Origin of the sequence: Microbacterium sp. MTN4-26 (genome assembly GCF_042846595.1) — a bacterium.
GTDB lineage: Bacteria > Actinomycetota > Actinomycetes > Actinomycetales > Microbacteriaceae > Microbacterium > Microbacterium luteum.
This window is the reverse complement of record NZ_BTGO01000017.1, coordinates 1-25911: the sequence shown is the minus strand read 5'-3', so window position 1 is coordinate 25911 and position 25911 is coordinate 1. Positions and strand designations below refer to the sequence as shown.

22 protein-coding genes, 3 tRNA genes and 1 pseudogene are annotated in these 25911 nt (G+C 66.5%); 15 read left to right on the top strand and 11 right to left on the bottom strand.

Annotated elements, in window-relative coordinates; all coding sequences use genetic code 11:
• Positions 1–197: 197 nt before the first annotated feature.
• From dnaA to ACGG9C_RS13705, 10 genes are all read left to right on the top strand, one after another.
• Positions 198–1643, top strand: coding sequence for a chromosomal replication initiator protein DnaA (gene dnaA / locus ACGG9C_RS13750; protein WP_194384128.1), 1446 nt, complete (start codon positions 198–200; stop codon positions 1641–1643).
• 446 nt (positions 1644–2089) lie between these two features.
• Complete coding sequence (dnaN, locus tag ACGG9C_RS13745) at positions 2090–3238, top strand: DNA polymerase III subunit beta (RefSeq protein WP_194385372.1); 1149 nt, start codon at positions 2090–2092, stop codon at positions 3236–3238.
• Positions 3239–3280: 42 nt separating this feature from the next.
• Positions 3281–4447, top strand: a complete 1167-nt coding sequence (recF, locus tag ACGG9C_RS13740) for a DNA replication/repair protein RecF (RefSeq protein WP_194384129.1) — start codon at positions 3281–3283, stop codon at positions 4445–4447.
• The gene (locus ACGG9C_RS13735) at positions 4440–4931 is read left to right on the top strand and encodes a DUF721 domain-containing protein (RefSeq protein ID WP_194384130.1); all 492 of its coding nucleotides are present in this window, start codon (positions 4440–4442) and stop codon (positions 4929–4931) included. Before recF ends, ACGG9C_RS13735 begins: the two co-directional genes overlap by 8 nt.
• A 121-nt stretch (positions 4932–5052) precedes the next feature.
• A complete protein-coding gene (gyrB, locus tag ACGG9C_RS13730; protein ID WP_194384131.1) occupies positions 5053–7104 on the top strand; it encodes a DNA topoisomerase (ATP-hydrolyzing) subunit B in 2052 nt (683 codons plus the stop codon).
• Between the two features lie 116 nt (positions 7105–7220).
• Positions 7221–9773 (top strand): DNA gyrase subunit A, encoded by a 2553-nt coding sequence (gene gyrA, locus ACGG9C_RS13725; RefSeq protein WP_194384132.1) that lies wholly within the window; start codon positions 7221–7223, stop codon positions 9771–9773.
• Positions 9770–10174: a DUF3566 domain-containing protein gene (locus ACGG9C_RS13720; RefSeq protein WP_071044222.1), complete on the top strand. Its 405-nt coding sequence runs from the start codon at positions 9770–9772 to the stop codon at positions 10172–10174. The genes gyrA and ACGG9C_RS13720 overlap by 4 nt, the downstream gene beginning before the upstream one ends.
• Positions 10175–10255: 81 nt before the next feature.
• Positions 10256–10329, top strand: a tRNA-Ile gene (locus ACGG9C_RS13715).
• Positions 10330–10340: 11 nt separating this feature from the next.
• A tRNA-Ala gene (locus tag ACGG9C_RS13710) sits at positions 10341–10413 on the top strand.
• Positions 10414–10489: 76 nt separating this feature from the next.
• Positions 10490–10912, top strand: coding sequence for an NUDIX hydrolase (locus ACGG9C_RS13705; RefSeq protein ID WP_071044223.1), 423 nt, complete (start codon positions 10490–10492; stop codon positions 10910–10912).
• On the opposite strand, the gene ACGG9C_RS13700 is transcribed toward ACGG9C_RS13705, so the two are convergent.
• A complete protein-coding gene (locus ACGG9C_RS13700; RefSeq protein ID WP_194385373.1) occupies positions 10913–11338 on the bottom strand; it encodes a YbaK/EbsC family protein in 426 nt (141 codons plus the stop codon).
• A gap of 59 nt (positions 11339–11397) precedes the next feature.
• The gene (locus ACGG9C_RS13695; protein ID WP_194384133.1) at positions 11398–11982 is read right to left on the bottom strand and encodes a DNA helicase; all 585 of its coding nucleotides are present in this window, start codon (positions 11980–11982) and stop codon (positions 11398–11400) included.
• Between the two features lie 99 nt (positions 11983–12081).
• Between ACGG9C_RS13695 and ACGG9C_RS13690 the strand changes: the two genes are divergently transcribed.
• Together ACGG9C_RS13690 and ACGG9C_RS13685 are read left to right on the top strand one after the other, a co-directional pair.
• The gene (locus ACGG9C_RS13690; protein ID WP_194384134.1) at positions 12082–12639 is read left to right on the top strand and encodes a peptidylprolyl isomerase; all 558 of its coding nucleotides are present in this window, start codon (positions 12082–12084) and stop codon (positions 12637–12639) included.
• Between the two features lie 19 nt (positions 12640–12658).
• Entirely contained in the window at positions 12659–13537 is an 879-nt protein-coding gene (locus ACGG9C_RS13685; protein WP_194384135.1) for a rhomboid family intramembrane serine protease, read from the top strand.
• A 121-nt stretch (positions 13538–13658) separates the two neighbouring features.
• On the opposite strand, the gene ACGG9C_RS13680 is transcribed toward ACGG9C_RS13685, so the two are convergent.
• Positions 13659–13898 (bottom strand): cell division protein CrgA, encoded by a 240-nt coding sequence (locus ACGG9C_RS13680; RefSeq protein ID WP_071044227.1) that lies wholly within the window; start codon positions 13896–13898, stop codon positions 13659–13661.
• A 54-nt stretch (positions 13899–13952) separates the two neighbouring features.
• Between ACGG9C_RS13680 and ACGG9C_RS13675 the strand changes: the two genes are divergently transcribed.
• Both ACGG9C_RS13675 and ACGG9C_RS13670 read left to right on the top strand, forming a co-directional pair.
• On the top strand, positions 13953–14783 hold the full coding sequence (locus tag ACGG9C_RS13675) for a class E sortase (protein WP_143003679.1): 831 nt from the start codon (positions 13953–13955) through the stop codon (positions 14781–14783).
• Positions 14783–14938 (top strand): hypothetical protein, encoded by a 156-nt coding sequence (locus ACGG9C_RS13670; protein WP_176759396.1) that lies wholly within the window; start codon positions 14783–14785, stop codon positions 14936–14938. The genes ACGG9C_RS13675 and ACGG9C_RS13670 overlap by 1 nt, the downstream gene beginning before the upstream one ends.
• Before the next feature lie 14 nt (positions 14939–14952).
• Here the strand turns inward: ACGG9C_RS13670 and pknB are convergent, their stop codons facing one another.
• From pknB to ACGG9C_RS13635, 7 genes are all read right to left on the bottom strand, one after another.
• On the bottom strand, positions 14953–16650 hold the full coding sequence (pknB, locus tag ACGG9C_RS13665; RefSeq protein ID WP_286717374.1) for a Stk1 family PASTA domain-containing Ser/Thr kinase: 1698 nt from the start codon (positions 16648–16650) through the stop codon (positions 14953–14955).
• A 72-nt stretch (positions 16651–16722) separates the two neighbouring features.
• Complete coding sequence (locus ACGG9C_RS13660) at positions 16723–18444, bottom strand: serine/threonine protein kinase (RefSeq protein WP_390178735.1); 1722 nt, start codon at positions 18442–18444, stop codon at positions 16723–16725.
• The gene (locus ACGG9C_RS13655; protein ID WP_071044230.1) at positions 18441–19898 is read right to left on the bottom strand and encodes a penicillin-binding protein 2; all 1458 of its coding nucleotides are present in this window, start codon (positions 19896–19898) and stop codon (positions 18441–18443) included. The genes ACGG9C_RS13660 and ACGG9C_RS13655 overlap by 4 nt, the downstream gene beginning before the upstream one ends.
• Positions 19895–21286: an FtsW/RodA/SpoVE family cell cycle protein gene (locus ACGG9C_RS13650; RefSeq protein WP_286717376.1), complete on the bottom strand. Its 1392-nt coding sequence runs from the start codon at positions 21284–21286 to the stop codon at positions 19895–19897. The genes ACGG9C_RS13655 and ACGG9C_RS13650 overlap by 4 nt, the downstream gene beginning before the upstream one ends.
• Entirely contained in the window at positions 21283–22524 is a 1242-nt protein-coding gene (locus tag ACGG9C_RS13645) for a PP2C family serine/threonine-protein phosphatase (protein WP_071044232.1), read from the bottom strand. The genes ACGG9C_RS13650 and ACGG9C_RS13645 overlap by 4 nt, the downstream gene beginning before the upstream one ends.
• An 18-nt stretch (positions 22525–22542) precedes the next feature.
• Positions 22543–23073 (bottom strand): FHA domain-containing protein, encoded by a 531-nt coding sequence (locus ACGG9C_RS13640; protein WP_071044233.1) that lies wholly within the window; start codon positions 23071–23073, stop codon positions 22543–22545.
• On the bottom strand, positions 23070–23804 hold the full coding sequence (locus tag ACGG9C_RS13635) for a DUF3662 and FHA domain-containing protein (protein ID WP_194385374.1): 735 nt from the start codon (positions 23802–23804) through the stop codon (positions 23070–23072). Before ACGG9C_RS13635 ends, ACGG9C_RS13640 begins: the two co-directional genes overlap by 4 nt.
• A gap of 160 nt (positions 23805–23964) precedes the next feature.
• Here ACGG9C_RS13635 and ACGG9C_RS13630 point away from each other — a divergent pair.
• Positions 23965–24051: transfer RNA gene (locus ACGG9C_RS13630), tRNA-Leu, on the top strand.
• Between the two features lie 886 nt (positions 24052–24937).
• Here the strand turns inward: ACGG9C_RS13630 and ACGG9C_RS13625 are convergent.
• Positions 24938–25900, bottom strand: a pseudogene (locus tag ACGG9C_RS13625) (recombinase family protein); the annotation flags it as partial.
• Between the last annotated feature and the right edge of the window lie 11 nt (positions 25901–25911).

The following is a 25911-nucleotide window of genomic DNA, read 5'->3' as shown; positions in this document are numbered from 1 at the left end:
TTCAGGACTCAAACCTGCGCGCGCGAAAGCGACATTATCCACAAAGGCTGGGAAGCCGCTGGTCAGGACACGCGGCCCGGAACTACAGTGGAGTTTGCTCGCAGCCCTGCCGCTGACTAGCGTGGCACGGTCAGTTATCCACAGGTTGCGCGGTGTCATCTCGCGGGCGTGGAACATCTACTTTCCCCGGGGGCTACATGTCGCAGCACGAGATTCCAGATGTCCCCGTCTGGGGGCGTGTTCTGGAGGCCCTCGCCGTCGACGACCGTGTCACTCCTCAGCTCCACGGCTTTCTGAACCTCGCCGTCCCTCAGGGTGTCATGGGCGGCACCCTCTATCTCGACGTGCCCAACGACCTCACCGCCGCTCAGCTGAACAAGCGTCTGCGAGCTCCCATCATGGAGGCGCTCGCCCACGTCGAGCAGAACGGCGCCTACGACCCGCCGGCGGCGACCTTCCGTGTCGTCGTCAATCCCGACATCATCGACGCCCACCTGACGGCTCCCGTCCCGATCCAGGAGCTGGCGGTCCCGGCGCCGTCGATGTCGCCCATGCCGGCCGCGCGACAGGTCTTCGAGGAACCGGTCGAGTCTTCGGGAAGCACATCTCGCAACGACACCCGCCTCAACCCGAAGTACACCTTCGACAACTTCGTCATCGGCCAGTCCAACCGCTTCGCCCACGCAGCGGCGGTCGCCGTCGCCGAAGCCCCCGCGAAGGCCTACAACCCGCTGTTCATCTACGGCGACTCGGGGCTCGGCAAGACGCATCTTTTGCACGCCATCGGCGACTACGCGATGAGTCTGTACTCGGGCATTCGCGTGCGATACGTCTCGAGCGAAGAGTTCACGAACGACTTCATCAACTCGATCGCGAACAACCGCGGCTCGGCGTTCCAGGCGCGCTACCGCGACGTCGACATCCTCCTCATCGACGACATCCAGTTCCTCCAGGGTCGCGCCGAGACGCAGGAGGCCTTCTTCCACACCTTCAACACGCTGCACGATCACGACAAGCAGGTCGTGATCACGAGCGACGTGCCTCCGAAGCACCTCACCGGCTTCGAGGATCGGATGCGCTCCCGCTTCGAGTGGGGACTGATCACGGATGTGCAGGCTCCCGATCTCGAGACCCGCATCGCGATCCTGCGCAAGAAGGCGCAGAGCGAGCGACTGCACATCCCGGACGAGGTGCTGGAGTACATCGCGACGGTCGTGTCCTCGAACATCCGGGAGCTGGAGGGCGCCCTCATCCGCGTCTCGGCCTTCGCCAGTCTGAACCGGTCGAACCTCGACATGTCGCTGGCACAGACGGTGCTCCGCGACATCGTCGATCAGGACGACGCGAACGTCATCTCGCCGACCGACATCATCCAGGCGACCGCTCAGTACTTCAAGCTCACCGTCGACGACCTCTACGGCTCCAGCCGTTCGCAGGCCGTGGCCATCGCCCGGCAGATCGCCATGTACCTGTGCCGTGAGCGCACGAACCTGTCGCTTCCGAAGATCGGTCAGCTGTTCGGCAACCGCGACCACACGACCGTCATGTACGCATACAAGAAGATCAGCGACCTCATGAAGGAGCGTCGCTCGATCTACAACCAGGTGACCGAGATCACCGCGCAGCTCGGCCGAATGCGCTGAGGGTTCCCTCACCTCACATCCGCACTTGACAGCGGACGCATAGCCACGCCATCATGTGCGTTCTTCACAGTGTGGAAAACCTGTGGATAACTGGGGATGCATCGCCTCGACATGTGAACGAAACGGCATCCACCTGTGGAAGACGCCGTGACCCCGCTGTTTCCCCACAGACGGCTTCCCGCGTGATTCCGCATCGATTCCACATCTCACACGTTTGTAGTTCTCTAGAGCGCACTGGGATCCACCGACTTATCCACAGTTTCCACAGTTGTTAACAAGATGAAGAACAAGAACTTAAGCAGAGGGCGATTCGATGACCTCAAGGGTTCGAGCTCGAGGGATCGGATGCGCCGGCACGGATGCGGACGAGCGCCGGTCGGGCACTAGCATGGGCCGCACAGGGCAGTAGCATGAGAAACCCCATGCCCGAGGTCGAGGGAGCGTACGTGAGATTCCAGGTCAATCGCGATGTCTTCAGCGAAGCCGTCTCATTCGTCGTCAAGCTCCTTCCTCAGCGCAACCCGCAGCCGATTCTCGCGGGCGTGCTGATCGAGACGTCGGACGAAGGGCTGTCGCTGTCGGCGTTCGACTACGAGGCCTCGGCCCGAACGACCATCGACGCGACGGTCGACGACCCGGGCACGATCCTGGTTCACGGCCGTCTCCTGTCAGACATCGCCAGTCGTCTGCCGAACGCGCCGATTCAGATCTCGGTCGATCCCGAAGACGGCGTCGTGCTCACGTGCGGTTCCGCACGCTTCACCCTGTCCTCCATGCCCGTCGAGGAGTACCCGGCGATTCCCGAGGTGTCGGGTGAATCGGGGCTGGTTCCCGGGGAGGAGTTCGCGACCGCCATCGCGCAGGTCGCCTTCGCCGCGTCCCGTGACGACGTCACCCCCGTTCTCACCGGCGTGCAGCTGGAAGTGACCGGGAGTCGCCTGAGCCTGGTGGCGACGGATCGCTATCGCGTCGCGCTCCGCGAGATCCCGTGGGACGGCGGAACGACCGGTTCCGACGCCACGGCACTCGTGCCCGCGCGCACGCTGACCGAGGTCGGCAAGACCTTCGCGCACTCGGGTGACATCTCGATCGCCTTCTCGGGCAGCGGCGACCGCGAGATCATCGCCTTCACCGCGGGGAACAAGACCGTCACCTCGCTCCTCATCAAGGGCAACTTCCCGCCGGTCCGCCGTCTGTTCCCGGAGCAGACCGAGCACCACGCTGTCGTGAACACCGCCGATCTCGCCGAGGCCGTGCGTCGTGTGGCGCTGGTTCTCGACCGCTCCGCCCCGCTCCGGTTCACGTTCGCAGCCGACAGCGTCTCGATGGATGCCTCCGGCACCGAGCAGGCGCGGGCCAGCGAATCCGTCGACGCGACCCTGTCCGGCGGCGACGATGTCACGCTCGGGCTGAATCCGCAGTACCTCCTCGAGTCGCTCGGTGCGGTGCGCAGCGAGTTCGCGCGCGTGACCTTCACCTCGAGCGAGAACGCGAACAAGCTCAGCCCCGTGCTGATCACGCCCCAGACCTCGGTGGACAAGGGCGGAGAGGACACGTTCAAGTACCTGCTCCAGCCGAACCTGCTGCTGAGGTGAGCGCATCCGGGTGACGTCCGAGGCGATCATTAGGCTGTACCGGTGATCGTGGAGCAGCTCTCACTCGTCGACTTCCGCAACTATGCGGCTGCCGATGTGGCGCTGCGACCCGGTCCGAACGTGTTCGTGGGTCGGAACGGCCAGGGCAAGACGAACCTCGCCGAGGCGATCGCCTACTTCGCCACACTCGGCTCTCACCGGGTGTCGCAGGATGCCCCGATGGTGCGGGAGGGCAAGGAGTCGGCGTTCATCCGCACCCGACTCGGTCACGGCGAGCGACGCGTCACCCTCGAACTGCAGGTCAACCGGCAGGGGTCCAACAAGGCGCGCGTGAACGGCTCACCGGTGAAGACCGCCGAGCTTCCCCGATATGCGCAGGTCGTCCTCTTCGCTCCCGAAGACCTGCAGATCGTGCGGGGTGACCCCTCGGCTCGCCGCCGGTTCGCCGATCAGCTCCTCATCCAGCGCGCACCGCGCATGGCTTCGGTGCTGCAGGATTACGATCGCGTGCTCAAGCAGCGAAACGCACTGCTGAAGTCCGCGCGTGCCCGCGGCGTGAAGGGCGACGGTCTGTCGACGCTGGATGTGTGGGATGACAAGCTCGTGACGCTCGGCGCCCAGGTGATCGAGGCGCGCCTGCGCCTCGCCGATGACCTCGCGACCCCCGTCGCCGACGCTTATACGGCCATCGCGGGCGCAGACCATCGGCCTCGGCTGCAGTGGGCGCTGTCGGTCGAAGGCGGTGATCCGGAGGAAGACGAGACCGGAAGCGAGAGCGCGGTGTCGGCGACGCCCATCGCAGACCAGTTCCGCAACGCCCTGGCCGCGCGACGCACGGCGGAGCTCGAGCGCGGCGTCACACTGGTCGGTCCCCACCGTGACGACCTGGTGCTGAAGGTGCGAGGGCTCCCGGTCAAGGGCTACGCATCGCACGGGGAATCCTGGTCGGTCGCGTTGTCGCTTCGCCTCGCGTCAGCGGAGCTCCTTCGCGCCGATTCGCTGCTCGGTGATCCGGTGCTGATCCTCGACGACGTGTTCGCGGAGCTCGATGCCGATCGACGAGTGCGCCTCGCCGAGGTCGCCCGGGGATACGAGCAGGTCGTGGTCACCGCGGCGGTGGAGCAGGATGTGCCGCCGCCGCTGCGCACCCAGGTGGTGCGGGTGGATGCGGGTCGTATCCTCCCGGAGGAGGAGCCGCACGATGGATGACGTCTCGTCGGAGCAGGTGCCGGAGACGGTCGCGACTTACCTCCGGCTGCGCGGGCTGAAGCCGTCGTCGAAGTCATGGCGCCGGCGGCGCCGGGTGCGCGACGACGAGAACCAGCCGTTCACAGCGGGGCGCGACCCGCGCGGTGTGGCCGACGTGCTCACGGAGCTCACGCGCCAGGCGGGTTGGGAGGGCCAGCTGGCGCGCGAGGACGTGGTGCGCACGTGGGCCGAGGTCGCCGGATCCGACACCGCCGAGCGCACGCGTCCGGTGTCGTTCCACGACGGCACGCTGACCATCCAGGCCGATTCGACGGCCTGGGCGAAGCAGCTTCAGCTGATGCGGGCGCAGATCCTCACCGAGATCGTGCGTCGGTATCCCGAGGCGGGGGTCGTGACCGTGCGATTCATCGGGCCGGACGTCCCCTCGTGGAAATGGGGCACCAGAGCCGTTCCAGGGCGGGGCCCTCGCGATACCTACGGATGACCCACGTCCCGCCATATCTGTGCCGATTTCATCGCGCCACAGGGCCGTATAACCGATCTGAGCGCGACGAACTTGGTAGAGTGGAGCCGATCCCTCCGACAGATGTGGAGCGCCTTCACCCATGACGTCCCAGAACCCCGACAGCGTTCCCGAGGACGCGGCCGACGACGCCGCACCCATCCCCACGGGGACACCCACCGAGTACGGGGCAGACGCCATTCAGGTGCTCGAAGGCCTGGAGGCGGTGCGCAAGCGCCCCGGCATGTACATCGGTTCGACGGGGGAGCGCGGACTCCACCACCTGGTGTATGAGATCGTCGACAACTCCGTCGATGAGGCCCTGGCCGGTCATTGCGACACGATCCAGGTCACGATCCTCGAGGACGGCGCCGTCCGCGTGGTGGACAACGGTCGTGGAATCCCCGTGGACATGCACCGCACCGAGGGCAAGTCGACGGTCGAGGTCGTCCTCACCGTGCTGCATGCCGGCGGCAAGTTCGGTGGGGGCGGGTACGCGGTCTCCGGCGGACTCCACGGCGTCGGTTCATCCGTCGTCAATGCGCTGTCCTACCGTCTCGAGGTCGAGGTGCACCGGCAGGGATCGGTATGGCGACAGTCCTATCGCGACGGCGGACAGCCCATCGCCCCGCTGGAGAAGGGCGAAGACAGCGAGCTGACCGGAACCACCATCACGTTCTGGCCCGATCCCGACATCTTCGACACGGTCGAGTTCGACTACGACACGCTGCGCACCCGGTTCCAGCAGATGGCCTTCCTGAACAAGGGTCTCCGCATCGACCTGCGCGACGAGCGCGCTCAGGCCTACGTCGAAGACGTCGAGCCCAGCACCGGAACCGAGACGCCGGATGCGCGTCACGACAGCTTCCTCTACGAGCGGGGCCTGGTCGACTACGTGGAGTACCTCAACAAGGTGCGTCACGCCGAGGTCGTCAACGACGAGATCATCGATTTCGAGTCGGAGGACACCGACCGCAAGATCGCCATGGAGATGGCGATGCAGTGGACGACGAGCTACACCGAGAACGTCTTCACCTTCGCCAACACGATCAACACGCACGAGGGCGGCACGCACGAGGAAGGCTTCCGGTCGGCTCTGACCGCGCTGGTCAACCGCTACGCGCGTGCGCAGAACATGCTGAAGGAGAAGGATGACAACCTCACCGGTGAGGACATCCGTGAGGGACTCACCGCCGTCATCTCCGTGAAGCTGTCCGAGCCGCAGTTCGAGGGCCAGACCAAGACCAAGCTCGGCAACACGGAAGCGCGGGCGTTCGTGCAGAAGGTCGTGGGTGACCAGCTCGGCGACTGGTTCGACCGGTATCCGCAGCAGGCGAAGAACGTCGTCCGCAAGGCGATCGACGCCGCCAGCGCCCGCATGGCAGCGCGCAAAGCTCGTGAGACTGCGCGCCGCAAGAGCGTCTTCGAGTCGGCTGCGATGCCCGACAAGCTCAAGGACTGCACGAGCAAAGACCCCTCGGTCAGCGAGATCTTCCTCGTGGAGGGCGACTCCGCCGGTGGTTCTGCCGTGCAGGGCCGGGATCCGCACACGCAGGCGATCCTCGCGCTGCGCGGCAAGATCCTCAACGTCGAGCGCGCACGCTTGGACAAGGCGCTGTCGAACAAGGAAGTGCAGGCGATGATCCAGGCGTTCGGCGCCGGTATCGGCGAGGACTTCGACATCTCCAAGGCCCGCTATCACAAGATCGTGCTGATGGCCGATGCCGATGTCGACGGACAGCACATCACGACGCTCCTGCTGACCCTGCTGTTCCGCTACATGCGCGGCCTGATCGAGGCGGGCTTCGTCTATCTGGCACAGCCTCCGCTCTATCGCCTGAAGTGGTCGAACTCGCCGCACGAGTACGTCTTCAGCGACCGCGAGCGCGATGCCCTCCTCGCCGACGGCCTCGCCAGCGGCAAGCGCATCCCTAAGGATAGCGGCGTGCAGCGGTACAAGGGTCTCGGCGAGATGAACGCCAAGGAGCTGTGGGAGACGACGATGGATGTCACGACCCGCACCCTCAAGCAGGTGACGATCGACGATGCCGCGGCAGCCGACGAGATCTTCTCCGTGCTCATGGGAGAAGACGTCGAGTCGCGTCGCGGGTTCATCCAGCGAAACGCCAAAGACGTCCGCTTCCTCGACATCTAGACACAGCATGGTCGTTGGCGTTTCGTCTCGCTTCGCTCGCTCAACGACCGGGAAGCCTCGCTCTTCGAGCGAGGAGCGAAGCGACGAGACGAAACGCACGAAACGGAAGATGAACGATGGCTGACGAAGAACGTCCCGTCCCCGAACATGATCACGGCAAGATCGATCAGGTCGATCTGCAGCTGGAGATGCAGCGCAGCTACCTCGACTACGCGATGGCGGTCATCGTGGGCCGTGCGCTTCCCGACGTGCGGGATGGCCTGAAGCCGGTGCACCGCCGCGTGATCTACGGCATGTACGACGGCGGGTTCCGCCCCGACAAGTCCTTCTCGAAGTGCGCTCGTGTCGTCGGCGAGGTCATGGGTCAGTACCACCCGCACGGTGACACCGCGATCTACGACGCCCTCGTGCGTCTCGTGCAACCGTGGTCGATGCGCTACCCGCTCGCACAGGGGCAGGGCAACTTCGGCTCGCCCGGCAACATGGGCGCCGCCGCTCCGCGATACACCGAGACCAAGATGGCGACCATCGCCCTCGAGATGGTCCGCGACATCGAAGAGGAGACCGTCGACTTCCAGGACAACTACGACGGTCAGACTCAGGAGCCCGCGGTTCTTCCGTCGCGCTTCCCGAACCTGCTCGTCAACGGGTCGGTCGGCATCGCGGTCGGAATGGCCACCAACATCCCCCCGCACAACCTTCGTGAGGTCGCGGCGGGAGCGTTGTGGGCGCTCGACAATTCCGAAGCGACTCGGGAAGAGCTCCTCGAGGCGCTCATCGAGCGCATTCCGGGGCCGGACTTTCCGACCGGTGCGCAGATCCTCGGAACCCGGGGCATCCGCGATGCCTATCGCACCGGGCGCGGCTCCATCACGATGCGGGCGGTCGTGGCGATCGAAGAGATCCAGGGCCGCACCTGCCTGGTGATCACCGAGCTGCCCTACCAGGTGAACCCGGACAACCTCGCCGTGAAGATCGGCGACCTGGCCCGCGACGGGAAGATCACGGGCATCGCCGACATCCGTGATGAGAGCAGTGACCGCACCGGCCAGCGGCTGGTCGTCGTCCTCAAGCGCGACGCCGTGGCGAAGGTCGTGCTCAACAACCTCTACAAGCACACCCAGCTGCAGGAGAACTTCGGGGCGAACATGCTCGCGATCGTCGACGGCGTTCCCCGCACGCTCGCACTCGACGGGTTCATCAGCTACTGGATCGAACACCAGATCGATGTCATCGTGCGACGGACCCGGTATCGGCTGCGCAAGGCCGAAGAGCGCATGCACATCCTGCGCGGGTATCTCAAGGCGCTCGACGCGCTCGACGAGGTCATCGCACTCATCCGTCGTTCGCCCACGGTCGACGACGCGCGCGAAGGCTTGAAATCGCTGCTCGAGATCGACGACATCCAGGCGGACGCCATCCTCGCGATGCAGCTGCGACGCCTGGCTGCGATGGAGCGCCAGAAGATCATCGATGAGGCTTCGGAGCTGGAAGCTCAGATCGCGGACTATCAGGAGATCCTCGCCGACCCCACGCGCCAGCGAGGAATCGTGCGCGACGAGCTCGGGGCGATCGTCGACAAGTTCGGCGACGACCGTCGCACGCACATTCTGCACGGGTTCGACGGAGACATGTCCGTCGAAGACCTCATCCCCGAGGAGGAGATGGTCGTCACCGTCACCCGTGCGGGATACATCAAGCGCACCCGCAGCGACAATTACCGCTCACAGCACCGGGGCGGACGCGGCGTACGCGGCGCCCAGCTGCGAGCCGACGACGTCGTCGAGCACTTCTTCGTGACCACCACGCACCACTGGCTGCTGTTCTTCACGAACAAGGGACGGGTGTATCGCGCCAAGGCGTACGAGGTGCCCGAGGGAGGGCGTGACGCGAAGGGGCAGCACGTCGCGAATCTGCTTGCGCTGCAGCCCGACGAGGAGATCGCGCAGATCCGGGACATCCGCGATTACAACGTCGCCGACTACCTCGTGCTCGCGACCCGCAGCGGGCTGGTGAAGAAGACGCGTCTGACCGACTACGACACCAACCGCCAGGGTGGGGTCATCGCGATCCGGCTGCGCGACGAGGACGAACTGGTGAGCGCCCTTCTCATCGACGAGGGCGAGGACATCCTCCTCATCAGCCGGAACGGCATGTCGTTGCGCTTCACCGCCACCGACGATGCGCTTCGCCCGATGGGGCGCGCGACGGAAGGCGTGAAGGGAATGACGTTCCGCGACCGTGACAGCCTGCTCTCGGCGTCGGTCGCCAAGGACGACGAGTTCGTGTTCGTGGTGACCGACGGCGGCTACGCCAAGCGCACGGAAGTGGCTCAGTACCGCACTCAGAGTCGGGGCGGTCTCGGCATCAAGGTCGCCAAACTCCACGATGACCGGGGCGTTCTCGCCGGCGGGCTGCTGGTGCACAGCGACGACGAGGTCTTGGTGGTCCTTGCCAGCGGCAAGGTGGTACGCTCTGCCGTGGCCGAGGTGCCCGCCAAGGGTCGCGACACCATGGGTGTGGTGTTCGCCCGCCTCAGCGAGGATGACAAGATCCTCGCGATCGCGCGAAACATCGAGCGGGCCGTGGCCGAAGAAGCCGCCGAGGAAGAGAACCCGTCTGCCCCCTCGGACGATTCCCAGTCGACTGAGAAGAGTATGGACGCATGAGCACGGTAGCCGACAAGCTCGCGAAGAAATCGAGTTCCAAGGCCAGCGCGAAGCAGGTACGCCTGCGTCTGGTCTACGTGGACTTCTGGTCCGCCGTGAAGCTCTCGTTCCTGGCAGCGGTCGCGATCTCGATCGCCACGGTCGTGGCGTACCTCCTGGTCTTCGCCATCGTGCAGACGACGGGGATCATCGACCAGGTCGATGAGTTCTTCACCAGCTTCTCCGACGGCGGGGTGTCGATCCGCGCGTTCGTCGGCTTCCCGCAGGTGCTCGCGTTCTCGTCGGTCGTCGCGATCCTCAACCTCGTCGTCGTCACGGTGATGGGTGCGGTCGTCGCCGGCGTCTACAACCTCGCGGTCAAGGTCACCGGCGGCCTCCTCGTCGGGTTCACCTCGAACTGACCCGCGTCCACCCGATTTCGTGAATATCGCGCACATCGGGTAAAGTCTTGGAGGTTGACGGCCCCGGTCGTCACTCCACACGGGGCTATAGCTCAGGCGGTTAGAGCGCTTCACTGATAATGAAGAGGTCCCAGGTTCAAGTCCTGGTAGCCCCACTCACGGTCCCGGGGCCTTAGCTCAGTTGGTAGAGCGCCTGCTTTGCAAGCAGGATGTCAGGAGTTCGAATCTCCTAGGCTCCACAATGAAACGCCCCGGCTCCGGCCGGGCCGTCTTCGTGTCCGATTCCCTCTCCATGCAGACGGATAGTCTGTCGTCATGGACATGCGGGTCGCGGCTTACGCGGTGATCGTCGATGACGGTCGCCTGCTGCTGGCCCACTGGATCGAGGGACGACGAGCAGCCTGGACGATGCCCGGGGGCGGTCTCGAACCCGGTGAAGACCCCGAACGAGCCGCACGCCGCGAGGTGCGGGAAGAGACCGGCTATCGCGTCGACATCGACGAGCTGCTCGGTATCCACTCCCGTGTCATCCCCGAGGGGCGGCGCCTCGCAGACGCTGCGCGCGGCCCGCTGCACACGTTGCGCATCGTCTACCGCGCCCATGTCACGGGCGGTCGACTGCGGAACGAGGTCGACGGCTCGACGGACCGAGCCGAATGGTTTCCGATGAGGACCGTGCGCAACCTGCAGCGCGTGCGTCTGGTCGACATCGCCCTGCGGATGGCGGGCGAGGGATGATCACGCGCTCTCGAGCGGCTTCGTGATGTCGGCGACGATCGCATCGTAGGCGGCGATGAGCTCGTCGGCCTCGACGAACATGCTGTATCCGTGAGCGCCTGCTCCCATCGCGATGCGCTTCCCCACGATGGTCTCATCGACGAAGATCGGCAGCGCCGTGCTGCTCCCGACCGGCACGATCGTGCCGCGCTCGTACCCCGTCGCCGCGAGCGCCTGCTCCGGCGGAGCCAGCTGGAGCCGGTTCACGCCGACCAGCGCACGCAGCTTCGGCCACGAGATTGCCCGGTCCCCGGGTACCAGCGCGAAGAGGTACGTGTCATCCGAGCGCTTCACCACCAGGGTTTTCACGATCCCGCGTGGCGGGATGCCGAGAAGCTCCGCAGCCTCCGCGAGACTGTTGGCGGCCGGGCGTTCGCGGAAAGACACATCGAGCCCGCGCGCCTGGGCGGCGTCACGGGCTCGATGAAGTGAAGGCGGCGTCTCGATCACGCGTCGGGAGCGCGCAGCGGGTCGTCGGCGACCCACAGCTCGTCATCTGCGCGAAGAGTCTGCCACGCAGCGTAGAGCACACCGGCCGCGGCGGCGACGCCGAGGATGATGGCGATCACCCCACCCGCACCGATGCCCTTGCGCTGCGGCTCCAGAGCGGCGAGCTTCTTGGCGAGCTTCTTCTGCACGTCCTTGCCGTACTTGTCGGCCTTCTTGGCGTACTTCTTCGAGTCGATCTCGCCGAATCCCTTGCCGGCCTTGAGCCGGCCGCGGGTGTCGTTGGCGGCATCCCATACCGAGAGCGCCGAGCCCACCAGGGCACCGGTGGCCGGCACGACCTTGTCGCTCAACACATTCTTGGAGTAGGTCAGGCTCTTGTCGACGTACGGCGCCGCGTACTTGCCGTAGGCCTGCTGCACCTGAGGAACGATCTGCTCACGGTTGTAGTTGCCGAGCTGACGACCGGCCTCGCGGGCGATGCCCGCAGCCTCGTCCACCAGCACCTGCTGCGAATCCCACACCTTGTTCGCGTGCTTCTGGAGCTTGCGGAGTTCCTTCTTGCGCTTGCGGCTCAGGCTCACGGGGCCCTCCCTAAATCCGGGACTGTCAGTTCGTCCCCATCTTGCCAGACGCATCCCGTGGACGGAGGGCCTTGCACGCAACTCTGAGAGAATATAGACATGCCTCAGCACACCGCCGTCGCCACACTGCACACCAACCACGGCGACATCGTCGTCAACCTCTTCGGAGACCACGCCCCGCGCACGGTGAAGAACTTCACCGGGCTCGCCGACGGGACCGGCTCCTGGACTCACCCCTCCACGGGCCAGCCCGGAGAAGGTCCGCTGTACAAGGACGTCGTCTTCCACCGCATCATCCCCGGCTTCATGATCCAGGGTGGTGACCCTCTCGGACAGGGAGTCGGCGGCCCCGGCTACACCTTCGACGACGAGATCAACGGCGACCTGAACTTCAACGAGCCCTACAAGCTCGCGATGGCCAACGCGGGTCTGCGCCGCAACGCCCTCACGGGCAAGCCCGAGGGCACCAACGGCTCGCAGTTCTTCATCACCACCGACCCGACCCCGTGGCTGCAGGGCAAGCACACCATCTTCGGTGAGGTTGCCGACGAGGAGTCGAAGAAGGTCGTCGATGCGATCAGCAAGGTCCCCACGGCCGCCGGTGACCGCCCCATCGAGCCGGTCGTGCTCGAGTCGGTCGACATCGTCGCAGCCTGACGCCTCGCCGCGATCCTCCATGACCTCGGCCGACTTCCAGCGGAACACCGACAACTACTGCTATCGCCACCCGGACCGGCAGAGCTTCGTGCTCTGCCAGCGGTGCCTGCGGACGATCTGTCCCGAGTGCCAGACCCAGGGGGCGGTCGGTGTCATCTGTCCGGAATGCATGGCCGAGCAGCGGAAGAAGCAGACTCCCGCTCAGCGCAAGGCCGAGCGGCGCTGGTCCCGACCCCGGGCGGTCGCCACCTACGGCGGCCGTCCGGTGGTCACCTACGCGATCATCGCGATCACCGCGTTCGCCTTCCTGCTGGGGCTGATCCCCGGCTTCGGCGATCTCGTCCGGGGTTCGCTGCTGTTCTGGGCGCCGAGCATCTATCCGACGCTCCCGGTGCCGTTCCAGCCCTGGACGCTCCTCACCGTCGCACTCGTGCACTCGAGCTTCTGGCACATCGGCCTGAACATGCTGGCACTGTGGCTGATCGGCCGCAGCCTCGAACCCCTTCTCGGTCGCTGGCGGTTTCTGACGCTGTACCTGCTCAGCACGCTGGGCGGTTCGGTCGCGGTCGCACTCCTGTCGTTCCCGACCCAGGTCGTCGGCGCATCGGGCGCGATCTTCGGACTGTTCGGTGCCCTGCTCGTCATCGGACGCCACCTCGGTGCGAACGTCACCGGCATCGCCATCATCCTCGGATTGAATCTCGTCATCGGGTTCATCCCGGGCTTCAACGTCTCGTGGCAGGCCCACGTCGGCGGGCTCGTCGTGGGGGCACTCGTCGGACTGATCTTCTCGGTGACGCGGTCCCCCCGTCGGCGCGCTCTGCAGATCGCGCTGCTCGCCGCCGTGGCGCTGGGCCTGGTCGCGCTGCTCCTCCTTCCGCCGGTTCTCTTCTTCTGACGACGGAAGTTATCCACAGTTTCATCCACAGGTGGGGATGAATCACACGCGTGTAATTACCGTCGAGGGAAAAGAAAAACACCGCCCCATCGGGGACGGTGTCGTTCGTCGGACCGGGCGGTCAGCGCCACCGCGTCGTCATGAGGAATCCCACGAAGGCGATGCCGAACCCGATCACGAGATTCCACGCACCGATGCCGGGGATCGGGAACTGGGTGCCGCTCAGGTAGAAGACCAGAACCCATGCGAGACCGAGCAGCATGAGGCCGAGCATGATCGGCTTGAACCACACCGGGTTCGGTGCCGGCTCGCCCTCGGGGCGTTCCGCCATCGCATCGTCTTCTCGTCCGGGTCGTGCCATGCCGACAGTCTAACTGCCAGGCCTGCCACAGCATGCGGTCATTAGACTCGCCGTGTGGGCGAGCAGACCAGTGCCGAGCAGCAGCAGGCAAACCCTGCTGTGCGCGACCGTTCCCGACGCCGGCGCCCGCGTCGCCGCACCTCTGTGACCGGAGTGATCGGCGAGCTGCTGATCACCGCCGGCATCGTCGCGATGCTCTATGTCGCGTGGCAGCTGTGGATCGGGGACTTCATCTACGGGGCGCAACGCAATGCCGCCGGCGCAGAACTGTCCGAGCAGTGGGCGCAGCAGGCGCCCCCCCTCATCCCCGAGCCGTCCGCTTCGCCCGAGGACGACGTCGAAGAGGATGTGGCGCAGGAGATGGAGATTCCCGTCCTCCCAGAACCGGCCGACACCGAGATCTTCGGTGTCATGCACATCCCGCGCTTCGGCGACGACTACGCCGTCGAGATGGCCGGCGGGACCTCGCGGGCGGGAACCCTGGACCCGATCGGAATCGGGCACTATCCGGGATCGCCCATGCCCGGCGAGACGGGGAACTTCGCCGTCGCCGCCCACCGCACCACGTACGGCAAGCCCTTCAATCGCATCGCCGATCTGCAGGTCGGCGACGCCATCGTGGTCGAAGTGGAAGAGGGCTGGTACACCTACCGCTTCCGAACGCTCGAGTACGTCACGCCCACCGAGGTCGATGTGCTCGCCGCCGTGCCGCAGGTGCCGAGCGCCGAGGCGAACGGCAAGTACATCACCATGACCAGCTGCAGTCCGATGTACTCGCTCGCGGAGCGCATCGTCGCGTACGGCGTCTTCGAATCGTTCACGCCTCGCGACGCGGATGATCCTGCGGCCCTCCCCGAAGCCCTGACCGAAGGAGTGCCCGCCTGATGTATGCCGCGCTGTGGCGGATCCTCCCCGGTCCGTGGTGGATCCGTCTGTTGCTGGTCCTCGTGCTGCTGGCCGCCGTGCTGTACGGGCTGTTCTTCTACGCGTTCCCGTGGATCAGCGAGTTCGTCAATCCGCAGGAAGTCACCGTCGAGTAGCCGCCGCCACCGGATCAGGAGGAGCCGGAGCAGTAGGTCAGGGTGATCTCGGAATGCACGGGCACCTCACCGGGAGCGAGTGACTGCGACCGCACCACCGGAGGTGCGGATGCTGCGCACGACTGATCCTCCTGAGTGAGGACCGACAGCCCGACGTCTTCGAGCTCACGCGTCGCGGCTTCGACGGTGTAGCCGGTGACGTCGTTGATGACGACGCGACCGCTCGCGACCGTGAGGTCGACGGTCGTCCCGACCGGAACCTCGTCGCCGGCCGTCTCATCAGCCGAGATCACGATGCCCTCGGCGAGGTCGGGATCATTCGTGCGATTGATCGTGCCCACGGCGAGACCGGCGTCCTCGAGCGCCTGCACGGCCGCATCCTGACCGAGTCCCTCGAGAACCGGGACTTCGGCCAGCTCCTGCCCGGTCGAGACGAACACGTCGACCTCCTGCCCCGGATTGACGGAGGTCTCCGCCGCCGGCTCGGTGCGGATGACATTGCCCTCGGTGACATCGGCACTCGATTCGGACTGCTCCACGGCAACCAGATCGAGCGCGGCCAGGGACTCCTCGGCGCGTTCGAAGGTCATGCCGGAGACATCCGGAACGACGCGAGCCGTCGACGGCGCCTCGGTGGTGGGCCGCACCGAGAGTGCCCAGAACAGCACCGAGATCAGCAGCACCGCGATGATCGCGACGCCCGCCCAGATCCAGGCGATCGGCGGACCCGGCTGGGTTCGCTTCATCGTGGTGTCCGTGCTGAGCTGACGCAGCGACCGGGCGGTCTCGGCGGCTTGGCGCGGGTTCGGACCGTAGAGCTCGCTCGTGAGAGCGCCGACCTGCCGCTTGGACGGGGCCTTTCCGTCGACGGTGGCGTCGAGGGCTTCACGGAAGCCGGCAGCATCCTGATAGCGCTGGTAGGGGTCCTTCGCGAGAGCGCGGAGCGCGATCGCGTCGAGCGAGCGCGGAACCGACTCGTTGATCTCGCTCGGCGCGACCGGGGTCTCACTGACGTGCTGGTAGGCGATGGCCACCGGCGTCTCACCGCGGAAAGGCTGCTTGCCCGACAGCAGCTCGTAGAGCACGACACCCGTCGAATAGAGATCGGCGCGTGCGTCGACCGGGTCGCCCTTGGCCTGCTCCGGCGAGAAGTACGCGGCGGTGCCGAGGATCTGCGTCGTCTCGGCGACGGTGGACGACGAATCCGAAACGGCGCGGGCGATTCCGAAGTCCATGACCTTGATCTGACCGGCCTCGGTGATCATGACGTTCCCGGGCTTGATGTCGCGGTGCACGACACCGGCGCGATGGGAGTACTCGAGAGCTTCGAGGATGCCGTCGACATATCGCACGGCGTCATCGACGGGTACCGGACCGTCGGCGATCACATCCTTGAGCAGGCGACCCTTGACGAGCTCCATGACGATGAACGGCACGGCGCGGGTGGACCCGTCGGGATTGCGTTCGGTGTCTTCGCCGGCGTCGTAGACGCGCACGATAGCCGGGTGGGACATGCGGGATGCGGCCTGTGCTTCCAGCCGGAACCGCGTGCGGAAGGAGTTGTCGTCGGCGAGTTCGCGATCGAGGATCTTGATGGCGACCTCACGGCCCAGCGTCAGATCGTACCCGCGGAAGACGGTGGCCATGCCGCCACGTCCGATGTTCTCGTCGACGCGGTAGCGTCCCGAAAGCACGCGTGGTTCAGCAGTCACGTTCACTCCCCCGGTGTTTCCGTCCCCAGCCTAGTCGACCTCGATCCCGGGCCAGCGGTCCGCCAGGTGGCGTCAGGGTGTGGGGGAAGCCGTCGGTGCCGGCTCGATCGTCGCGGTGGCTTCGCCGGAACCGGGCGACTCGCGCTGACCGGCCTCACCGCCGCTGCACGTGACGGTGTAGGTCACGATGACCGTGCCCGTCGCGTTGTTCGGCACGGTCAGCTGCGCGTTGCGCTCGCTCTGACCGAAGGAGGACTCGGACTGCCCGTTGGAGAAGGTCCCGTTGGTCGCCGTGAGGTTGTAGGAGCTCGGCGATCCCTCGCCGGCCGGACAGCTGTATCCCTCCCACGTGACGGTGAGGGTGTCGCCGGGTGCGACGGTCTGCGCGTCGAGTGACGGCGTCGCGGGCGTGGGCATCTCCACCTGGTCGCCGTAGGCGGTCAGGGTGATCGTGGTCCCGGGCTCCACGCGGCCGGTGGGGTTCACCTCGTAGATGATCCCGACCTGGTCGGCGGTGCCGGCGGCATTGCCGGTCTGGCAGTCGGCCACGAGGTCGTTCTCCTCGAGCACGCCGCGCGCGGCGTCGCAGGTCTGGCCCGTCAAGCCCAGTGCGCTCACGTCGACCCGGTCCTCGGTGGGCGTGGGGGTCGGCGTGGTCTGCGTCGGGGTGGGGGTGGCCGACGACGTCGTGGTGGTCGGCTCCGGTTCCGGATCCCCGGCGAAGAAGAGCGCCCAGAGCGTGCCGCCCAGCACCAGCACGAGGAGGATGATCAGGGCGATCAGCGGCCACGTCCAGGGGCTGCGCTTCTTCTTCTCCGGCTCCTCCTCGCCGTCGGCGAGCGGTGCCGCGGCGGTATCGGTCGGCAGCAGCTGCGTCGCCGCGGCGGTCGAGCCCCCGGCGGTGAGCAGCTGAGTGACGTCGTCACCGGCCTCGCCGCCCGCGATGGCGGGTACGGCGGATGCCGCCGCGGCGAGGTCGCCGCGGCGCAGCGCCGTCGCCGCGCGGGCCACCGTCGCGGCCGAGCCGGGACGCTCCTCGGGCTTCTTCGCGATCATCGCCGCGACGAAGTTCTGCACGGGCTGCGCCACGGTCGCCGGAAGCGGCGGCGCCTGCTCGTTGATCTGCGCCATCGCGATGGCGACCTGCGACTCGCCCGTGAAGGGACGCTTGCCGGCGAGCGACTCGTAGGCGACGATCCCGAGCGAGTAGATGTCGGTCGCGGGCGACGCCGGGTGACCCGAGGCCTGCTCGGGAGAGAGGTACTGCACCGTGCCCATGACCTGGCCGGTCGCGGTCAGCGGCACCTGGTCGGCGATGCGGGCGATGCCGAAATCGGTGATCTTGACCCGGCCGTCGGGGGTGATCAGCAGGTTGCCCGGCTTGATGTCACGGTGCACGAGACCGGCGGCGTGTGCGGCCTGCAGGGCGGCCGAGGTCTGGGCGACGATGTCGAGGGTCTTGTCGGTCGAGAGGGACGTCTCACGCTCGAGGATCGTCGAGAGGGCCTCGCCGGGAACGAGCTCCATCACGAGGAAGGCGCTGCCGTTCTCCTCGCCGTAGTCGAAGACGCTCGCGATCCCCTCGTGGTTCACGAGCGCGGCGTGCCGGGCCTCGGCGCGGAAGCGCTCGAGGAACCCGGGGTCCCCCATGTACTCGTCCTTGAGGATCTTGATCGCGACGGTACGCCCGATGACGTGATCGGTGGCCTCCCACACTTCGCCCATACCGCCGACGGCGATCCGCGAATCCAGTTCGTAGCGCCCGCCGAAGGTCGCACCCTGCGTCGGTCTCATTGTCCCAGCACCGCCTCCATGACCTGCTTCGCGATGGGCGCGGCGATCGTGTCGCCACTCCCGGATTGCCCTTGACCGCCACCGTCTTCGACCACGACCGCTACGGCGATCTCCGGATCTTCTGCGGGGGCGAAGCCTGTGAACCAGAGCGTATACGGGTCATCCGTCCCGTTCTCTGCGGTGCCGGTCTTCCCGGCCACATCCACTCCGTCTATTCTTGCACCGCCCGCAACGCCGCTTTCGACGTTGTCGACCATCATCGTCACCATCTCCGCGGCGAGGTCGGACTCCAGGGCGCGACCGAACTCGGTGTCGTCGAACGTCTGCTGCACCGAGAGGTCGGGACCGATGACGCGGTCGACCATGCGCGGATTCATGACGATGCCGTCGTTGGCGATCCCGGCAGACACCATCGCCATCTGCAGCGGCGTCGCGGTGACCTGCCCCTGGCCGAAGCCGCTGAGCGCGGTCTGCGCGTCGTCGAGGCCGCGGGGATAGCTGGAGGGTGTCGAGGCGAGCGGCGTCTCGAAGGCGACGTTGAAGCCGTACTTCTCCGCCTCTTCGAGGATCGTCTGGTCGCCGAGTTCCACGGCCAGTTCGGCGAAGGGGATGTTGCAGCTGAGGCGCAGAGCATCGGCGATCGTGACCGTGTCGCCCGATCCGCACGCGCCGCCGGAGGCGTTGCGGATCACACTGGACGAGCCGGGGAGCGTGTACGTCGACGGGTTCGGCAGCTCGGACTCGGGGGTCCAGTCCCCCGTCGCGAGGGCGGCCGAGGCGGTCACGAGTTTGAAGGTCGATCCCGGTGGGTTGAGGTCGCCGCCGATCGCCCGGTTGGACAGCGGCTGCGCCGGGTCGGACTCGAGCTGGTCGTAGAGGTCGAGCACCGCCGAGGTGTCGTGCGAGGCGAGCGCGTTCGGATCGTAGTCGGGGCTCGTGACCATGGCGAGGATGCGGCCGGTCTCCGGCTCGATGGCGAGGACGGCACCGGTCAGGTCGCCGAGTGCGTCGTAAGCGGCCTGCTGGGCCGTCGCGTCGAGCGAGAGCACGACGTTCGAGCCCGCCGCCGGCTGCCCCGTGATGATCCGCTCGATGCGCGAGAGGAACTGCGTGCTGCCGGTGCCGCTGAGCTCCGCGTTCATCGCCTGCTCGATGCCCGTCGCCGATCCGAGGACGGGATTGATGTATCCGGTGACCGGCGCCCAGACGTTGGCGTTCTGATAGACCCGCTGCCAGGAGTAGACATCGTCGGACGGCACCGATGACGCGATCGCCGCGCCGCTGGCGATGATGGATCCGCGCTGCACCTCGTAGGAGTCGTAGAGCGCGCGCGTGTTGGCGGGATTCTCCGCCAACGCATCGGCCTGCACGACCTGGATGACGCTCACCGACGTGAACAGGGCGAGGAACATCGCCAGCAGCACGATGCTGAGGCGGCGCAGTTCGCGGGTCATCCGATCACCACCCGGGGCTTGTTGCGGACGGCGTCGGAGATGCGCAGGAGGAGGGCCACGATGAGCCAGTTGGCCACGAGGGAGGATCCGCCCGCCGCGAGGAACGGCGTGGTCAGACCCGTCAGCGGGATGACCCGGGTGACACCGCCCACCATGATGAACACCTGGAGGCCGATGGTGAAGGCGAGTCCGGTCGCGAGCAGCTTGCCGAAGTCATCCTGTCCGGCGAGTCCGATGCGGATGCCGCGGCTGATGAAGACCATGTACAGGCAGAGGATCGCGAAGACGCCGACGAGGCCGAGCTCTTCGCCGAGGCTCGGCAGGATGTAGTCGCTTTCGGCCACCGGGGTCAGCTGGGGCCGGCCCTGACCGAGGCCCGTGCCGATGAGGCCGCCCTGCGCGAGGCCGAAGATGCCCTGCACGAGCTGATAGCTCGGGCCCTCGATCGTGTCGGGGTTGAAGGCGTCGAGCCAGTTCGAGAAGCGCTCGCCGACGTAGGGCAGCACGCGCGAGGCGAGGAAGGCCCCGAGTGCGGCGAGGGCCACCCCGATGAGGGCCCAGCTGGTCTTGCCGGTGGCGACGTAGAGCATCGCGATGAACATGCCGAAGATCAGGATGCCGGTGCCGAGGTCGCGCTGCATCACGATGATGCCGAGGGAGACGACCCAGACCACGAGCACGGGGCCGAGTTCGCGCGCGCGCGGCCATGTCATCCAGAGGAAGCGGGTGCCGGTGGAGGTGAGCGACTCGCGGGTGCGCACGAGATAGCCGGCGAAGAAGATCGCCAGGGCGATCTTGGCGAGCTCACCGGGCTGGAACGACACGAAACCGAGCGAGACCCACACGTCGGCGTTGGCGTCGGTTCCGAGGCCCGGGATGAACGGGAGGAGAAGGAGGAGCAGACCGATCAGGCCCGACAGATACGTGTAGCGGAACAGCACGCGGTAGTTGCGCAGCACCAGGACGAGAGCGATGGCGCCGGCCAGGGCGATCGCCGCCCACGCGAGCTGACGGGTCGAGAAGGCATCCCACCCCGTCGCGTCCTTGGCGAGGTCGATGCGGTAGATCATCGCGAGGCCGAGACCGGTCAGCAGCGTCGCGATGGGCACGACGAACGGGTCGGCCGACAGCGCGACGAACCGCAGCACCACGTGGAGTGCGAGCACCAGCAGGGTGACCGCGCCGGTGTAGATGAGGAAGGTGCCGTCGATCGCCCCGAGCGCGCCCAGCTGCACCAGGGCGACCGCGGAGCCGTTGATGAGGGTGGCGAAGAGGATCAGGGCCAGCTCGCGGTTGCGTCGGGTCTGCGGAACGCGGATCTTGCGCAGCGCCCGCACGACGGCGGTGTCGGTGGAGACCTGGCCGGTCTGGTCGGTGGGCGCGCTCATCCGTAGGCCTCCGCGGTGTCGCGCAGGCGATCGACGATCACGTCGGCCGCCTCGAGCGAATCGGCCGAGATCGTGCGCTCGACGGTGCTGCGGGTGAACGACGGCAGATCGTCGAGATCGATCCCGGTGTCCCGGTAGACGGTGGACAGCGAGATCGGACCGATGTCCTGCTGGATGCCGCGGTAGATCACCACGGTGTCCTCGTCAGCGCCGATGAAGTACCGCGTCTGCGTCCACTGATAGGCCACGACACCGGCCGTGGCCAGCAACCCGAGGACGAGCACGAGACCGACGATCCAGCCGATGCGCCGCCGGCGCGCACGCCGGCGATCCTCTTCGATGAGCTCTTCGAGGAAGTCGGCGTCGGGCTCGAAGTGCGTCGGCTCGTTCGCCGCCTGACGGTTCGGATGCAGCCAGCTCGACCGGCCGGGGCGAGCCGCAGGCACCTCGATACCGGCCGGTGTGGAGGCCGATCCGACGATCGTCGCGGTGCCGGTGAAGATCGGATGCGCCCCGCCCACGTCGACGATCACGATCGTGACGTTGTCGGGCGCTCCGCCGTCGAGTGCCTGCTTGAGCAGCGCGTCGGCGGTTCGCCCGGGCGCGTTGCCGGCGGCGAGGGCCTTCTCGGTGTGCGCGTCGTCCACGACTCCCGAGAGTCCGTCGGAGCACAGCAGCCAGCGGTCGCCGGGCTGGGTGGGCATGATGAACGTGTCGATCTCGGGATCGGGATCCATGTCGCCGAGCACGCGCATGAGGACCGAGCGGCGCGGGTGGTAGCGGGCTTCCTCAGGGGTGATGCGACCAGACTCGACGAGGCGCTGCACGAACGTGTGGTCGGTGGTGATCTGGGTGAGCGAGCCGTCGCGGTAGAGATAGATGCGGGAATCGCCGATGTGCGCGATCACCGCGAGATCGTCGACCATCACCAGGGCACTGACCGTGGTGCCCATCCCGGCCAGCTCAGGACGGCGGCCGACGGTGTCGATCAGTTCGGTAGCGCTGTCGGCGATCGCATCGCGCAGGGCCCGCTCCGCGTCGGTCGGCGAATCGAACGGGTCGTCGTCGAGGTGCTTCAGGCGATGGATGACCAGTGCCGAGGCGACGTCGCCGCCCGCGTGCCCGCCCATGCCGTCGGCGACGACGAACAGGTTCGACCCGGAGTATCCGGAATCCTGGTTGTTGGAGCGGACCTTCCCGGTGTGGGAGATCGCCGCGCTCGAGCCCTGAAAGACCATCCGTGTCGACTCCGCTGCTTACTTCCGCAGCTCGAAGGTCGTCGCCCCGACCTTGATGGGCGCGCCGATCTTGATGGGCACCGGGGCGCTGACCCGCGTGCCGTCGTGCCACGTGCCGTTGGTCGAGTCGAGGTCTTGGATCATCCACTGCTCCCCGCGCTGAACGAGACGCGCGTGGTGGCTGGAGGTGTAGTCGTCGCGGATCACGAGACCCGATTCGCTGGAGCGGCCGATCGTGACGGTGTCGTCGCCGAGAGGCACCTCCAGACCGGCCTTCGGGCCGCTGGTGATGACGATGCGCGACACGGCGTCGCGCGTGGCCATGCCACCCGCCTTGGACGGCGCCGTGGAACGGGCGACGGCGGCGGTCGGCGCGTCGGGCGACGACGCGGGAGCCTTCGTCGCGGCGCCCGCCGCAGCCGGTTCCGGCATGCGGCGCACCTTGACCCCGAACAGGTCGGCGCGCAGGGAGTAGACCACCGCGAACACGAAGAACCACATCAGCACCAGGAATCCGATGCGCAGGAGGAGCAGGGTCAGTTCGCTCACGACAGTCCCTCGCGCTGGTCGAATACCCGGGTCGCGTCGCTCACGGGACGCGACGGGCGTGACGGCGCCGCGTGTGCGACGACATGGAACACGATATCGGTGCGGCCGATGGTGATGGTGGAATCCGGGGCGAGGGAGGCTTCGCCGACCTTCACACCGTTGAGCTTGGTGCCGTTGGTCGAGCCGAGGTCGCGCACCATCGCGCGCTCGCCGTCCCATAGGATCTCGACGTGCTTGCGGCTGGTGCCGCTGTCGGAGATCGTGATGTCGGCGTCGCTGCCGCGCCCGATCACGGTGCGCGACGCGGTGAGCGGGTGACGTCTACCCTCGACGTCGACGACCGCGCGCCACGACACGCGCCCCTGCGCCGTCTCGGAATCGACGCGGAGCGTGCCGGTCGAGACCGATTCGTCCCGGCGGAGCTCGATGGTCACCGCGCCCGCGAAGCTGTAGCCCTGCGCACGCGCGTGCTTCTTGACGAGGCCGTCGAGCTCGTCGAGCAGCGCGGGTCCGACCGCGGCCATCTTCTCCTCATCGGCGGGAGACAGCCGCACGGTGAAGGTGTTCGGCGCGAGGATGCGGTCGCGGCTCACGACGGCGGCCTTCTTGTCGAGCTCGGACCGCAGCGCCGAGGCGATTTCGACAGGCTGAATTCCGCTGCGGAAGGTCTTCGCGAAGGCGCTGTTCACAGCGCGTTCGAGTCCCTTCTCGAAGCTGTCCAGTAGTCCCACGGGGCTCCTCAGGCAGGCAGACGGTTCGGTACATGCTAATTGCACACGCTGAATGCACCATGGTGGTGTCATCCCGTGGCGGGTCGCCCGATGCGTCGGGCCGCGTTCCCTCGTGTTATTCTCGGTTGGTTGACGCGCTCGATGTGTATTCGAGCGCTTCGCGCGAGTGGCGGAATAGGTAGACGCGCTGGCTTCAGGTGCCAGTGCCCGCAAGGGCGTGGGGGTTCAAGTCCCCCCTCGCGCACCATAGGAGGCTTACTGCAATCGCCCCGAACTTGCAGGGCAGACAGCAGGTCACCTACGGAAACGTCAGAGAACAGGTCACCCTTCGGGGTGGCCTGTTCTGCGTTCAAAAGGCTTCTGCGGGCAAGTTCGGCTTCAGCCGTTTTGGTAGCCGACTTGAGGGACCGACCACGCTCCAGCGCGGTCCAGCCGCGTTCAGCAGCTAGGAGCTCGACCAAGGGCGAGGTGACCTCGTCTCCGACCACCTCGTCATTCACGACGTAGATACGATTGAAGATCGCCTGGTTGAGTTGACGGCGTGTGTCATCTGAGGCGTATCGGTAGAGCTCGTAGGGATTGGCGAGTAGGTCGAGGTGGGCATCGATGAATGCCAGGGCTCCACTGAGGTCTTGCTCGACGGCCCCGAGCTGGACGGTGAGCTTGTCTCGGGCCCGTGTGATCTCGTGCAGCTTCACCTTGATCCGCGCGGTCGGGAGCTCGCCGTCTGCAGCGAGATCGATGAGGTTCTCTTCCTTCACGGCCAACTGGCGGAGCTGCGCTTCGAGCTGTTGGCGGAGAAGCTGTTGAGCCCGAGCCTTGTCGGCAACGGCCTCTTCGAGGCGCGCCCGCACTGCGGCGATGAAGTCGGCGTTGAGGCGGATCGATTTGTAGTGGACTTCGATGGCGCGCTCAACGCGCTCCATGTTGGAGTATGGGGCATCGCAGACGTGATCTTGTACGCCCCGGCAGAAGGAGTAGGCGTACTCGCCTCCGTTGCGTCCGGTGGCGCGCATGATGATCATGCGCTTAATGGCGCGGTCCTCCAGCCGGCAACGGCCGCACCAGATGGTGCCCTTCAGGTAGTGGTCGTTCTTGATGCGCCGTTCACCGGACTTGTTGCGCGCGTCGAGGAGCGTCTGAACCTGCTCAAACAGCTCAGGATCGATCAGCGGCTCATGCCGCCCGTCGTAGATTTCGCCCTTATATTCGATCTCGCCGAGGTAGTAACGGTCGCGGAGCATCCGCTGCACCTTCGACACCGCGATCGGTGCAGCCGGGCGAGCCGCCGTCGGCCGGGAAGTCAGCCCGCGATCCGCCAGCTCGGTCGCGATGTCTTCCAGCGTGTGCTTACCCGCGGCATACAGCTCAAATGCGAGCTTGACAAACGGGGCGCGTTCCGGGTCGACGGCAACAGAACGGATCTCGCGCCCGTCGATGCGCTCGAGCGTGTTCAGGTACCCGATTGGTGCGCGGCCGAGCGTGCCACCGCTCTTGGCCTTCTGCCCCATCTTGTAGGCGATGTCGGCGCCGTCCGCCGCTGAGCGGTACTGGTTGAAGGTAGCCAAGATGCCGTGCATTAGCTGGCCTTCAGGGGTGTTGTCGATCTGTTCTGTCGCTGAGATGAGCGTGACGCCGCGTTTCTGGAGGTCGGCCATGACGATAGCGTCGTCGAGGCGGTTTCGGGTGAACCGACTGAGCTTGTGGACGATCACGTAGTCGACGTCACGCTCGCGGCGGATGCGTTCGAGCATCTGCTGGAAGGCGACGCGCTTGGTCATCTCGGTTCCGGATCGTCCGGGTTCGACGTACTCGCCGACGACCGTCAGCCCAAGCTGCTCTGCCTTGCGGGTACAGGCCACGCGCTGGGCGGGGATCGAGATGCCTTCCGGGTCGTAGTCGGTGTTCAGCTGGCCCTTGCTGGAGACACGAAGGTAGACGACGGCGCGGCTGCCGGGCGGTGCGTCCGCCGATGCGAATGAGTGTTCCTTAGCGATCTCATCGAGCTCGTCGTCGATGGTGGCCGGTGCGATGACTTGCAGCGGTGGCGGCGCCGTCTCAAAGACTGACGATGAATGGTTGCCTTCTGTGCTCATGGTGGGCCCTC